Here is a 14,086-nt window from a genome sequence, read left to right as displayed (position 1 = left end):
TCATTGAAGCAATAAAGGTTTGCGGTAAACCTTTATTGCTTTGTCCTTAATTGAATGAGTAAATTCTTTTACTCTTAGCAGTTTTAGCTGCATAGGGGATCATTACGTACTGAGTGTACTTTTAATTCCAACCGAGTAGTTCTATACAACCATTAGAATAATACCGGTTTGTAGCATCTTCGTCGTAATATACATATGCTCTAACACCACCACTAGCTACTTCATTTTGCCAAGAGCCGCTTTGCGAGCCATCTGTTTGATTTACTTTCGGTTTGATGTTGATGCTAGCAGGGTAATCACCGCTAACCGATATATCGGTATGAAGTTTAAGCTTTATTCTCCCCTTACTATTAACCTTTCCTACGATGATAGTCGGAGTTTGTTGATAGCCGTAGTCTTCCGTTCTTTGAGCAATAATTACGCCATTTTGCTGTTTGAAACAAAATACATCTTGAGCAATGCTGCTGAAGTCATTTGAACCATTTCGAATAAAGTCTCGGTATGTGTATATGACACCGTGCCTAATTTGCTTCCCATCGCCACATTGGTCGTATATGGAATAGCAAGTATCTGCTCCCGATCCAAAGCTATCGCCTGAGCCAAAGCTATCGCCTGAGCCAAAGCTGTCGCCTGAGCCAAAGCTGTCGCCTGAGCCAAAGCTGTCGCCTGAGCCAAAGCTATCGCCTGAGTCAAAGCTGTCGCCTGAGTCAAAGCTATCGCCTGAGCCAAAGCTGTCGCCTGAGTCAAAGCTATCGCCTGAGCCAAAGCTGTCGCCTGAGCCATAGCTGTCACCTGAGCCATAGCTGTCACCTGAGCCATAGCTATCACCTGAGCCATAGCTATCACCTGAGCCATAGCTATCACCTGAGCCATAGCTATCACCTGAACCATAGCTATCGTTTGATGTAAAACTCGAGTCTGAATTACTCGTCCGCTCTACCATACTGCTTTGAAGAGGCTCCGAACGGTTAATTGAACTAATAGCGGTGTAGGTGTTGCTGGCGATATCTACTGCATTTGCTACTCCTGTCGCGGTAAACATAGCTAGACTGACGGTAGGTAGTACCGACTTAGTGCTAAATTTCATCTAATTTCTCCTTTGTTGTCATTAGACGATGCTGAGCTTCAACGAACATTGTTTTAAGGCATGATTGAGCTTGAATGGTGTAATCAAGCTGCTTATTTGACGGGATTCTTGCTAGGTGTCCAGTAGACGTAACCTCGATGTACTTAAGGATCCCTGAGAAAATCACTTGAGAAGAGGTAGGATACTTGCAGCCTATTTGTTTTAAATACTTAGAGATAGAACAATAGTCTGTTTTGGCATTAGTCTCTTTATTCAATAGCTGATTTGGCACTTCTGCTAATGAGTCAAGAAATAGGGCGATGCTTCTTATATCAAGCTTTATATAAGAAGCCCTATGTTTACTTAAAGCTTGTTTATTGATTATTGGTTTATCGTAAGGTTTTAAACCTATAGACTTTAAAGGGATATAAGGAACATCTTCAATTTTTGCGCCCCTAGACGAATTTGTTACTTGATGGCTTGAGAGTTCCTTGGCTAAGTTCTCTATAGCTTTACGAGCCTGATTAAAAACTCTGTTAGTATAAATTTTATCTCCAAAAACACTATCTACCGAAAGTGTAGAGTTATACTTTGCTTTTGATAGAGGCCCACTAGTTTTGAAGTATTCAGAATGTTTTGAGTGGTGTTCTTCTGCATTCAGGTATCCATAATCGCACCCGACTAAAATTATGTTTCTGAGTCCTATATTTGCAACAGCAGCTAAGGCGAAGTTTGTTACAGTGGGGTTACAGTGTGACAAGATAGAAGGGCGGTGAGTTGTAGCGTTTGTTATTGCTTCTGATCCAACATCTAGCTTTTTTAGAAAAATCAGGCTGTTTTCGAAACGGTTTGTTATCTCTGGTGAAACAGTGTTTAACGCTAATAAGGTGGTATTGCGGGTTATGTCATTAGAAAACAAAGGGGCTTGAACTTTTGCCGTGAATGTACTTCTTTCCATTTCAGCATGGAAATCTGGTTTGATACCCGCCTTTATTAACGCCGCAAGAGCTGTACCGCAGCTTACTATGATGAACTTATTTTGATGATTTGAAATGTAGTCGATATCTTTATCTAAAGATGGCCCATTACCCACAACAAGAGTTGGATAGCTCTCGGTTACCTGGTTTAAAGCTTTTTCACCATCAATTTTGAATAAATGCCGCTTAGCATTGTCAATACTATGGTTCAAGCCGATGAGTTCATCATCGAAATGCCCCCAAGCAGATAGCCAGGCGAGTCTATATGAAACAAAATTATCCACTATCTCATCGAAAAATTGGGTATTGTAATGGCGATATATCAGCATCTCAGCTAATACTCCCCAACCGCTTCGTTCAAATACTTGTTGCATTGCTTTGTTAAAAGCTAAACCTGACTTAGGTTGAAATATGTAAAACTCGCCTCCTAAGTTGGAACAATGTTCTACCAGTTTGGAAAGGTCACAGTGGTGACACAACGCCAATAGTTGCTGGTCGCTGGGCTCTATTAGAATGATGTCTTTTAGCTTGAATTCATTGCAAAGAATGTTGAGGTAATAACCAATACCGCTGCCTAAGGCGATCAAAGTACTGGAGTACGGTTTACCTTTTTTTCGTCCAAGTTCTATTGCTACTGAATTTAGTTGATTTATGGCTTGTTGGTGAATGAATGAACTGGCGGGTGAGTCTTGAAATGACATGGAATAATGGTTGGGAGATGACAGAAACTGCTTAACTTGTTGCCTACAAGCGTTTAAACCATCACCTTTATAAAATGGTTCACCATTGATGCAAAAATCGTTATTTGGGCTTAGTTTAAGGCCATTCTCTTGCCCAGCTAATTCATCAAGCTTAATGGAAAGCGCTGGGTAGATACTGCGGATTGTCCGAATGTTTTTAGCAAATAATGGCGATTGTTTTTGCAAAATAATTCCATTTTTAAATGATGTCTCGTTCTCTAGTGAAGAGAAACACAACTATGCAAATAAAAAGTCAAATTTACAAGGGTAAGTGATAATTAAGTTATTAATTTGAATTGATTGGAATTATGTGATGCGTTTGCTTTGAACTGAGGTTTAGGTCTAGATTGGCGTTATGTTTTTTGTTGGATTTATGGCGAAAAATTTCATCACTAAAGTATGGCACAAGAGGTACTTCACAGTTTGCTATTTGGAGTGTTTAGACTGCTTATGATTACTAGTAAGCCTCTAAAATCGAGTTAAGATAAGTGTTGTTTTATTAATTGTTTAGCTAAGAGAGCCCAAATGTCTATTCATCCTTTTAATTGGGGAGTCATTGCTCCTGGTCGCATTGCGCGTAACTTTGCTGAAGCCTTAGCGGTTATTCCTCAAGCTACTTTATATGCTGTTGCTAGTTCTAATCTGCAACGTGCGCAGGACTTTGTTGATGAGTTTGATGGCCAATTAGCGCTAGATGATTATCAACAGTTAGCAAACGATCCCAAGGTTGATGCTATCTATATTGCCAACCCCCATCGGTTTCATTTCGACAGTATTAAAATGTGCCTAGAAGCAGGCAAGCCTGTATTGTGTGAAAAACCACTCACTGTAAACGCGGCGCAAACTAAAGAACTAGTTGCCTTAGCAAAGGCTAATAATGTGTTCTTAATGGAAGCATTATGGACTCGCTTTCAGCCTGCATGGCAACAGGTAAAATCTTGGCTTGAGCAGCAAAAAATTGGTGAGATTAAACTTATAAGCTCCAGTTTTGGTTTTAACATCCCACGTGATGAAGATGATCGTTTGCTTAACCGCGAGTTAGCCGGTGGTAGTCTATTAGACATGGGAGTGTATAACGTATCTATGTCTCAGTTTGTTACCCAAAGCAAACCTAATAAAATTGTAGCTGATGGCCTTGTTGGTAGCACCGGTGTAGACGAGCGCAGCAGTGTGGTTATGAATTATGGCCATTGCGCTAGCCAATTTACCTGTAACTTTTTGGCTAATACAGAAAACAGCTTCACCATTTTTGGTTCAAATGGGCATATCCGCGTACCGAGTATGTTCTGGGTTGGGACTCAAGCTTGTCTGAGTGTGCATGGTGAGCCAGATATAGTTGAAGACTTTCCATTTCGTGCATCGGGCTTTGAGTACCAAATAGAAGAAGTGATGAGTTGTGTTGCTGCCGGTAAATTACAAAGTGAAGTGATGAGCTGGCAAAAGAGTATTGAAACCATGCAGATTATGGATGAAATTCGCTCTCAAATAGGTGTGAGATATCCTTTTTTAGGTGAGTAAAGTTATTGGTTTTTTGCTGTAAAAATGGCTATTAGTGCGTAATCACTTTTCTCAAAGCTTATAGATTTGGACAATTTATCATCTTGCCTTAAAAAAGTTGTGGATAATTGTCTGATTTGCGAGCGGTTAAACTTAATGGGTCTTTACATTCGAAAATCATAAACGTAATATTCACACCGCTGCGGAGGGGTGGCAGAGTGGTCGAATGCACCGGTCTTGAAAACCGGCAAGGGTTAATAGCCCTTCGAGAGTTCAAATCTCTCCTCCTCCGCCATATTAACTTAGCCATGCACTGCATGGTTTTTTTAATCGCAGCAACACCCCTGCGGAGGGGTGGCAGAGTGGTCGAATGCACCGGTCTTGAAAACCGGCAAGGGTTAATAGCCCTTCGAGAGTTCAAATCTCTCCTCCTCCGCCATTTTTAAAGCCACGCTTAGCGTGGCTTTTTTCGTTTTATATCTTAGTCAATATTCAAAACTTAAGTCGCTGATATTAATAACTAAAATGTCAATTTCTTAAGCTTCCTCCGTTGTTTTTCTGTTTCTCATCTTAGATCTTTTTATTGAAACGCCAGCGTAATACAAATGAAATTGGTTCTACTTAAGCTCAGTTTTTGCTAAAAAATCTGTCAACTTTTCAGCTGAAAAATAGTTGAGTTTGTTGATTGTTTTGTGTTGACAAACACTATTCAGCTACTTATAAATGAGTAATGTTTTTTCTTGTTTTGAGGCTTGTATCACCTTTAATTTATATTACCAATTAAATTTTGTGATATTTGTCAGGTTAGTTTTTTGTTTATGAAGAATCAAAATTAAGAGCGGTAAACGCCAAATTTTGGTTTAGTAACCACCCGTAAGATACAGAGATATACAAGCAATACATGGAATTTTTAAGCTTGATACTAGGGGTGTGCAATGGATATGCAGAAACAAAATGGCGTAGTTCGTTCTAACGAATTTGAACTCGCTGTTGTCTACCGAATTTCAGATGTTTTTATCATTATTGCCGTTTTAGCTGGCTTGTCTTGGCTTAAAAATGGTTCCTTCGATTTGGCCTTTCAGCTAATGGGTGTTGGCCTCTCAGCCATCTACTTGGTCGTAGCGGAATCCTTCAACTTATACCGTTCGTGGCGGGTTTCTTCTCTCAAGGAACAAGCCATGGTTAACCTATGGGTTTGGATTATCAGCATTGCCTTGTTGTTCGCGGTTAATTATTTCCTAAAAATCTCGGCTACCTACTCGCGAGTGGTGGTGGGTTCATGGGTAGTGGCCACGCCAATGTTGCTGATAGCTTGGCGCCTAGTATTTCGTGAGAGTTTAGCGGTAATGCGTCGCTTTGGTTATAACACTCGCCGCGCAGCCATTATCGGGGTGTCGCAAAACGGTGTGCAACTCAAGGAAACCTTCGAAAACTCAGAAGAGCTAGGTATTCAATTTGTTGGCTTTTTTGATGATAGGGATGTTTCTCGTTTAGAAAGTAGTGGCTATACAGGGCCTGTAGCTAAGGTTGATACCGCGCTAGAAATGGCTAAACGCGGTGAAGTCGACCACGTGTATATTGCGTTGCCTATGCATGCCAAAGACCGCATTACTGGTTATTTACAACAACTTTCCGATACCACCACAACCACTTTTATCGTGCCAGATTTCTTTACCTACAACTTACTGCATTCACGATGGAGTTCGCTGGGGGATATTCAAACCGTAAGTGTATTTGATAGCCCATTCCGTGGCGGCAGTATGTTGGTGAAACGCATTCAAGATATTGTATTGGCGTCGATCATCATCATGTTGATTAGTCCGATTTTGTTGGCGGTGGCTATTGGTGTTAAGCGCTCATCTCCTGGCCCCATCTTGTTTAAGCAAGATCGCTATGGCCTAGACGGTAAGAAAATCCGTGTTTGGAAGTTTCGCTCAATGAGCACCCAAGATAATGGTGCTGTTGTGAAACAAGCAACTAAAAATGATCCCCGAGTCACCAAGTTTGGTGCTTTTATTCGCCGTACTTCTTTAGATGAACTACCTCAATTCTTCAATGTGTTGATGGGCAGCATGTCTATTGTTGGGCCGCGTCCTCATGCGGTATCTCACAACGAAGAATATCGTCAAATCGTTAACCGTTACATGCTGCGTCATAAAGTGAAGCCTGGTATTACCGGCTGGGCGCAAATCAATGGTTACCGTGGTGAAACCGACACCTTAGAAAAAATGGAAAAGCGGGTGCAATACGATCTTGAGTACATTCGTGTGTGGACGCTTTGGATGGATATCAAAATTGTATTCCTCACTATCTTTAAAGGATTTGTAGGTAAAACTGCCTACTAAATAAAGCTGTTCAAGGAGTTGTGATGAATAGGGATGGTTCTCTCTTGGCTAGATTGTGTAACACCAAACACGCCTGGTATTTGCTAATAACGGTGTTGATGTGGGGCGGATTTAGCGCTGATTCTCTGGCCAATGACCTAGAGCAAAGCTACCGCTTAGGCGCAGGTGACCGCATCCAAATAGTGGTATACGGCGAGAGTGATTTGTCGATGGAGTTGCTAGTGACCAATAGTGGCAAAATCGACTATCCCTACTTGGGGCGAATTCCAGTTAATAACCTTACTGCCCAGCAACTTAGAGATAACATCGAGCAGGGTTTGCGTGGTGATTACCTGATTAACCCTAAGGTAGCGGTAAACATTATTGGCTACCGACAGATCTTTATTAACGGTGAGGTAGAACACCCTGGTGGTTACGCTTACCAACCCGGTCTCACGGTTGAAAAAGCGATAGCTTTAGCGGGTGGCTTTACAGAGCGAGCGTCGAAAACAAATATCAATATTACTCCCGGAAATGGCACTAATGACTTAGTGAAAGCTGCGTTAAAGCACCGCATCGCTCCGGGAGACATTATTGTGGTTAAGGCCAGTTTCTTTTAAGGCCTAGCTTCTTTTACGGCAAGGGTGCCAACAGTAATACTCCGTAAGTTTGCTAACAGGGAAGTGTTTAGTTAATGACAACAACAGTGAATAATGCAGCTCTAATGCGCAACGGCAATAATGCAGATGATGAGTTTATTAACATCATGCAATATTTGTCGATTTTGAAGTCGCGATGGCTGATGATTTTGGGTTTTACATTTATCAGTGTTTTACTGGCCATATTGCTGGTTTTTGCGATTAAGCCAACCTATCAGGCAACTGCGGTATTACTGATTGAAGCTGAGCAGCGTAAAGCGGTGTCGATTGATGATGTGATTGGCATCGACACCTCGAAGCAGGAGTATTACCTCACGCAGTTCGAGTTACTTAAATCGCGAAGCATTGCTCAACGAGTGATTGACGAATTTCAGCTCTATGACAACCCTGAGTTTAACGGCGCAAACGATGGTAAGGGCTTTAATGCCGCTGGCCTTAAAAGTTTGTTGCGCTCGGTGCCTCTTATACAAAGCTTTATGCCTGAAGAAGAACTTCCAGATTTAGAGCAGCAGCAAGAAATTGCGCGCCAAAAAGTAATGAAAACCTTCCAGCGCAATCTACACATTAATCCGGTTAAAAAGACCCAGTTAGTAAATATTAGTTTTGACTCTAGGGATCCTAAACTAGCCGCCAAAATTGCCAACGCGGTAGGGGAGACTTACATCAACTCTAACCGTGAAAGTCGCATTATTGCTAATCAAGAAGCCACCAACTGGTTAGCTGACCGGATCGGCGTATTACAAGCAGCGGTAATAGAATCACAGAGCCGTTTGAGTGATTTTTTGCAGCGTGAGCAACTAGTAGATGTAAGCGGTATTGACAGTTTAGCTAGCTCAGAGCTGGGCAACTTAAGCCGCCGTTTAGCCGATGCGCAAGATCGCCGCACCGCTTCGGAGTCTATTTACTACTTACTGCAAGATAATAAAAATACCGCTATCTCAGAGCTCTCTTCGGTAACGGCAATCTCTAACCATCCGCAGCTACGTGATGTACGGTTAGCGCAAATTGAAGCAGAGCGATTGGTTTCTGAGCTTAGCAAACGCTATGGCCCTAAACACGACAAGATGATTCGTGCTCAAGCTCAGTTGGCTTCGGTGAAAGAACGCTCCGAAGTGCTGCTTAGAGTGCTAGCTTCTGGTGTTGAAAAAGAGTTGCGTAGTGCTCGTGCTCAAGAGAACGCGATCCGCACCGAGATGGAAAACAAAAAGGCCGAGTTTCAAGATATTGCGCTTAAGCGAGCAACTTACGATGCCTTGAAGCGTGAAGTTGACAGTAACCAAAACCTCTATGATTTGTTTGTTACTCGCCAAAAAGAAACCAATGCTACTAGTGACTTTCAAGCTGCAGTAGCGCGCTTTGCCGACAGGGCTGTTACGCCATTATTTCCCGCTAAACCAAAGAAAGGCATCATCATAGTGCTGGCTGCAGCCTTCGGCTTGGCCCTTGCCATAGTGCTGGCGCTGCTTAGTCAATCACTTAACAACACCATTGAAAGCGCCAGCGGCATTGAAGACAAGCTTCGTCTTACTCCGCTTGGGGTTATTCCTCTGGTTAAACGCTCTCGCTTTAATAAAGAAAATTTACCGCTAGAGCAGTTCTTTGATGAGAAACAGCTCAACTTTAGTGAAGCGGTACGCAGTATTCGTACTTCAGTAATGCTGAACATGATGAGCCAACAGCGTAAGCTTTTGTCGGTGACCTCATCGGTACCCAATGAAGGCAAAACCACCACCGCCTTAAATTTAGCTATCGCGATGGCTGGTATGGAAAAAACCCTATTGATTGACGGTGACTTACGTAAACCCTCGATGGGCGAACGATTTAATCTTAACCGTGCTCACCCAGGCTTAAGTAACCTGTTAGTGATGGATGCAGAACTAGATGATTGCGTGGTTCATCACGAGCGCTCTGGCCTTGATTTATTGCCTGCGGGAATGCAAACCGCTAACCCTCAAGAGCTATTGGCGGGTTCGAAATTTAAAGCACTTATCGAAGAGCTCAGCGAGCATTACGACAAGATTATTATCGATACTCCGCCAATTGCGGCGGTAAGTGATGCCTTGATTATTGGTCAAATCACCAAATCAAGCATTGTGGTTGTAAATGCTGGGCGCACCAAGGTGAATCAAATTGAACATACCTTGCAGCAGATGATCAATCACAAAGTAGTGGTTGATGGGGTTATCTTGAACCGAGTAAACGCCAAAAACGAAACACGTTATGGTTACTACCGTGAATACGGAGTAAGCGCATGAGTGGGCTAAAGCGCATAGAGTCTTTAGTTAAGCGCTTTGGCAGCATTACCTTGCTGCGAGCTTTTAGTGCGACCGGTTTAATTTTGTTTTCGTCGGTAATCACTTGGCTTTATGGCATGGACAGTTTTGGTCAGGTTTCCTTTGCTATTTCAATTGCCAACTTAATTTTGGTGATTGGCCGTTACGGATCTGAATATTCATTTTTTGGTCGCTATTTCGACTTATCAAGCCAAGGTGAAACAGATAAAGCGGCGCGCGTATTGTTTGAAAAGTGTCGCTTGTCACTTATTTTAAGTTTAAGCCTAGCCATTGTGGTCGTGCCCTTAAGCTTTAGTAGCATTGAGATAATCGTATTTTGTTTTTTGTATATTGTTGGCTTTGCGATTATTCAAATGGTGTCTCTATCTCACCGAGTGATCAAAGAGTTTTACCGATCTTATTTGTTTGAAGCGGGTGTGTTTTTTGTCTTCAGCTCGCTGATTTTCTTGTTGCTGGCCTTGTCGGGCAATACTAACGATGTATTTGTGGTGTTAAGCGCATGTTTACTCGCTTACTTTTGTTTATTTAGCCTGTTTGGTAATAAAAAGCTGCTGCAGGGTTTTAAGCTATCAGATGAAAGCGAAGGCATAAAACTTAGCCAAAGTTTAAAGCAAGACTCTAAGTTTTTAGCTTTTACTTTGAGTGAATACGTATTGTTTTGGGGCATCATCTTAATTAGTGGTTATACCCTTAGCGAATACGATACCGGCGTTATTGCATGGGGGGGGCGGATCTTCCAGTTGTTTGTATTTATCTTGGCGATTCGCAACAGCGTGCAAGTACCGGAGATTTTAGCCTCAAACGATATCAAACAAAGCTATCTCAAAGTCCGTAAAGACGGCGTGCCCTTAAGCGTGGCTGGCTTAATTGTTTCTTCACTGGCCGTTGTTGGGGTGTATGTTGTTGCAGATTTAGATTCCAACACCTTGGTAATTTGGTCGCTGTTTGCTTTAGCGGCCTGCGTTCGTTTGTATTTTGGTCCGGTTTACCACATCTTCGTGAAATTTTCGGCCGACAAGCAGGTATATACCAACTGTGTGCTAACGGTGTTGGTTTGTGTGCTTTGCTCCGGCCTTGCTTTGTCCTTATCAACAGGCGCTCTTGGTTTAGCTGCGTGTTACCTAGTTACTTGGCTAGTCTCTCTAATTTATGCCGATAGTCAGTCTTTAGGTGGGCACTATGGTCGAGTTTAAACGCACTAAACTCGGTGTTTGTTACCTACTATTTTGGTCGCTGATGCTGTTATTGCTGATGACCGTTGGTAAAGACTTTTTGCCCTGGAAATGGGGCTACGATGCCATGAAGATAGAAGGGCGCTTTGTTTTTTTTGAACTAGATGGCTCCTTCCTAGCCACCCGTGAATTACTTTATTTTTTAGGACGCGAAAGCGCAGTGCTGAGCACGGCTACCATTGGTTTTTTGTGGCTTTTGGTTATTTCCAAATATGTGGTAACTCTTAAAGATTTACTGGTAGTGAGTTTGTTTACCCTACCTAGCATGCTGCTTAATGTTATTTGGCCAGCTAAAGAAACCATAGTAATGGCTCTTTGTCTGCTGGTGTTTTACTCCACTTATTTTAGCCGTAAAGCCTTTATTTTTAGCGTTGTGGTGCTTTACGTGAGTTACGCCCTGCAAGTTCGTTCCTACTATTTTCTTATTCTAGGGGTATTTCTCGCTGGCTATGTCATGCAGTATTTTAGTGATAAAGGCTTTCCTATGCGTAATAGCCTTAATCGAACTGCATTTAAACTCGCAAGCTTTAAACCTGCTTGGTATTTTCTTGCCTTTTTTGTTTGCTTAGCCTTTTTGTTACCTGATGCCTTTTATCAAATGTCTCAAGGCCAGCGAGATATTTCCAATAACTACGCCAAATTAGAGGGTAGTTTTAACGTAACTGCTTTCGACAATTTAGTGGATGTAGCACGTGGCTTGCCCTTTATTATTAATTTTGGCTGGGCCTTGTTGCAGCTGAGCTTGCCGCTGATTTTTGCCCAAGGGCTTAATCAACTGTTACTGCTGTTGTTTAGCGTGGGTGTTTTGATGATTTGCGGAAAAATGATTAAGCGTAAACAGGGAGACTTGTTACTTACATTGTTTTGCTCTCATATGTTTGTACTGCTGCTATTTGAGCCAGATCAGGGAAGTTACTTTAGGCATATTTTGTCGGCAGCTATTTATTTACTCCCCGCTTATTCACTTATTTTTGGTAGTTCTCGACAAGGAGTCTTAGATGACTAAAAAGGACACCCATTACCTTATTGCTGCAGTTCCTTATAGTGATAATTTTGGTGATGCATTAATTCATAATTCGCTGGCATGGAAGCTAGAAAATTATGATATCTCCAGTGAGGCCTTAGATATTGCCGGAAGGCATAACTTTGAGCGCAGTGCTCAGCAAAATGCAATTAAAGACAAGATCTTGAAGAGCCGTTTTGAATGGGTACGCCAGCTATTTATCCCTCTCAATAGTATGCTGGTGGCGGTTAAAAACTACCGTAATTGGATGAGTAAAGTGAAGGCCGCTGATGTGGTGTTGATGGGCGGCGGTAACCTAATTAGCGATGTTTATCTTAACTTCCCGCTTAAGCTTTATTTTCTATCACTGTTTTGCTACTTCGCTAATACCAACTACGCGGTAGTGTATGTTGGGGTGGCTAAGCGGATGTCTGGGCCAGGGCGCTGGCTGTTCAAGCGACTGTTTGCGGCTAAGCAGTGTTTGTATATTTCGGTACGCGATGCTGCCAGTAAAGACAATATCGCTTACTTGTTTGGCGCGCAGATTGCCGACAAGGTGGTGGTGAGCATAGACCCCGCTGTGAACTTGAACCTTAGTTACAGTGAAGCGCCACACTCTGAACTTAGTAAACAAGCATACGCCGCCATTAACATCGTGAATCCGGTGGTATTAATGGTTAATTCTGACAACGATGTGAGTTTTAACGAGCAAGACTACCAGCAATGGATCAGCCAGTGTGTGGCTAAGGTTAAGGCTGCTGGTTTGTTACCGGTGCTTTATACCAATGGTGCCCAAGAAGACCAGCAATATATGCAAGATATTGCCAGTAATTTGCCCGATGTAAAGGTAGTAAGCGTAGAGCAAGTTGATGATTTGGTTAAAGTAGTTAGTCAGGCGCAATGTGTATTTGCTACTAGGCTTCACTCGGCAATTAGTGCCTTTTCTTTTTCGGTACCGTTTACCGTAATGAGCTGGGACAGCAAAGTGAGCGCCTTTGTTGAAGCGGTCAAGCTACCTGCTTCAATGTTGTTTGATTTTAGCCGCGAAGGCATGCAGAAACACAGCGAAACCATTCAATTGGCCGATATGCCCGAGCTGCAGCAACAAATTGTTCAAGCTCGTCACAAGGTAGTAAATGCTTGGGATGTAGAGTTTAGAGATATGCTGCAACGCTTAGAGCAGTATCAAGCGGAGAGCCAGTTATCATGAAGATATTACATGTAACCGAAACCTTGGTAGGCGGCGTAGAAACTTACTTAAACACTATTATCCCTTACCAAGCAGAGTGCTACGGCACCGACAATATTTTGGTGCTAGCACCGCAGCAACACGTAGCGGAAGACGCGCCCTTAAAGGCCTATTATCGCTGCTTTGATCGGCCAAGCCGCAGTCTAGGTTCGTGTGCAAGTTTAGCTAAGTTGTTTAAGCAAGCGGTTATCGATTTTGACCCCGACGTGATTCATATCCACAGTACTTTTGCGGGTGTGGTTTGTCGCATACCAGGTTTAATAACCAAGCGTAGTCAGCGGAAGGTGGTGTATTGTTCCCATGGCTGGTGCTTTGATGGTTACAGCGGCATTAAAGCGAAGGTGTTCTCACAAATCGAAAAGGTATTGGCCTACCGAGTTAGCTCGGTGATTAATATTTCTCATCATGATTTTGAAAGTGCCCGCCAGCAAAAGATTCCTGAGCATAAAATGGTGGTGTTTGAGAACGCTTTAGATGATTTGGAACAAGACATACAGCGAAGCGAAAACCAAGGCATGTTAAAGCTATTGTTTGTAGGGCGTTTAGACAAACAAAAAGGCGTAGATCTGCTAATAGAAGCCATTCGCCAAGTAGATAGCGAAGTAGAGCTGCACATTGCTGGCGCGAGTGTTGTGTCGAAACAACAGCTTAATGTTTCCGATTGTCGAGTGATTCAACATGGTTGGTGTAGCCAAGAGCAACTTCGTGAGCTGTATGCCAGTGTTGATGCGCTAGTTGTGCCTTCGCGCTGGGAAGGTTTTGGTTTGGTGGTGATAGAAGCGTTCCGCCAAGGTTTGCCGGTTGTTGTTAGTGATGCAGGGGCTTTGCCAAGTCTAGTTGCCGAGGGAAGCACCGGTTACGTGTTTGAAAACAGTAACAGTAATGCACTTGCCAAAGTCATTGGTCAACTTGATAGAACAACGCTTAGCGCGATGTCTCAACAATGTCGTGAAGTATTTGTAAGCCGCTTTGAGGCAAAACGTTTAAATACCCAATTAACCGATCTATATGCAGCGGCCGATTAGCCTATGTATATATGTGCGGG

General features: G+C 42.6%; 10 protein-coding genes and 2 tRNA genes. 10 read left to right on the top strand and 2 right to left on the bottom strand.

What is annotated here, in order from left to right:
* Positions 1-121: 121 nt before the first annotated feature.
* Together K5620_RS14080 and K5620_RS14075 are read right to left on the bottom strand one after the other, a co-directional pair.
* Positions 122-1,087: a hypothetical protein gene (locus K5620_RS14080; protein ID WP_016402160.1), complete on the bottom strand. Its 966-nt coding sequence runs from the start codon at positions 1,085-1,087 to the stop codon at positions 122-124.
* Positions 1,077-2,969: a motility associated factor glycosyltransferase family protein gene (locus tag K5620_RS14075; RefSeq protein ID WP_016402159.1), complete on the bottom strand. Its 1,893-nt coding sequence runs from the start codon at positions 2,967-2,969 to the stop codon at positions 1,077-1,079. Before K5620_RS14075 ends, K5620_RS14080 begins: the two co-directional genes overlap by 11 nt.
* A 339-nt stretch (positions 2,970-3,308) precedes the next feature.
* On the opposite strand from K5620_RS14075, the gene K5620_RS14070 reads away from it, so the two are divergent.
* From K5620_RS14070 to K5620_RS14025, 10 genes are all read left to right on the top strand, one after another.
* Positions 3,309-4,301, top strand: coding sequence for a Gfo/Idh/MocA family protein (locus K5620_RS14070; RefSeq protein ID WP_016402158.1), 993 nt, complete (start codon positions 3,309-3,311; stop codon positions 4,299-4,301).
* A 183-nt stretch (positions 4,302-4,484) separates the two neighbouring features.
* Positions 4,485-4,575, top strand: a tRNA-Ser gene (locus tag K5620_RS14065).
* Positions 4,576-4,628: 53 nt separating this feature from the next.
* Positions 4,629-4,719, top strand: a tRNA-Ser gene (locus K5620_RS14060).
* 496 nt (positions 4,720-5,215) lie between these two features.
* On the top strand, positions 5,216-6,625 hold the full coding sequence (locus tag K5620_RS14055) for an undecaprenyl-phosphate glucose phosphotransferase (RefSeq protein WP_016402157.1): 1,410 nt from the start codon (positions 5,216-5,218) through the stop codon (positions 6,623-6,625).
* 23 nt (positions 6,626-6,648) lie between these two features.
* A complete protein-coding gene (locus K5620_RS14050; RefSeq protein ID WP_246612289.1) occupies positions 6,649-7,224 on the top strand; it encodes a polysaccharide biosynthesis/export family protein in 576 nt (191 codons plus the stop codon).
* A gap of 74 nt (positions 7,225-7,298) precedes the next feature.
* On the top strand, positions 7,299-9,518 hold the full coding sequence (locus tag K5620_RS14045; protein WP_016402155.1) for a GumC family protein: 2,220 nt from the start codon (positions 7,299-7,301) through the stop codon (positions 9,516-9,518).
* The gene (locus K5620_RS14040; protein ID WP_016402154.1) at positions 9,515-10,750 is read left to right on the top strand and encodes a hypothetical protein; all 1,236 of its coding nucleotides are present in this window, start codon (positions 9,515-9,517) and stop codon (positions 10,748-10,750) included. The genes K5620_RS14045 and K5620_RS14040 overlap by 4 nt, the downstream gene beginning before the upstream one ends.
* Positions 10,737-11,795 (top strand): hypothetical protein, encoded by a 1,059-nt coding sequence (locus tag K5620_RS14035; RefSeq protein WP_016402153.1) that lies wholly within the window; start codon positions 10,737-10,739, stop codon positions 11,793-11,795. The genes K5620_RS14040 and K5620_RS14035 overlap by 14 nt, the downstream gene beginning before the upstream one ends.
* Positions 11,788-13,002: a polysaccharide pyruvyl transferase family protein gene (locus K5620_RS14030; protein ID WP_016402152.1), complete on the top strand. Its 1,215-nt coding sequence runs from the start codon at positions 11,788-11,790 to the stop codon at positions 13,000-13,002. Before K5620_RS14035 ends, K5620_RS14030 begins: the two co-directional genes overlap by 8 nt.
* Positions 12,999-14,066, top strand: a complete 1,068-nt coding sequence (locus K5620_RS14025; protein WP_016402151.1) for a glycosyltransferase family 4 protein — start codon at positions 12,999-13,001, stop codon at positions 14,064-14,066. The genes K5620_RS14030 and K5620_RS14025 overlap by 4 nt, the downstream gene beginning before the upstream one ends.
* Positions 14,067-14,086: the final 20 nt, after the last annotated feature.

This window comes from Agarivorans albus, from assembly GCF_019670105.1.
Lineage (GTDB): Bacteria > Pseudomonadota > Gammaproteobacteria > Enterobacterales > Celerinatantimonadaceae > Agarivorans > Agarivorans albus.
The sequence above is the reverse complement of the archived record's forward strand: the minus strand, read 5'-3'. Positions and strand labels throughout refer to the sequence as shown.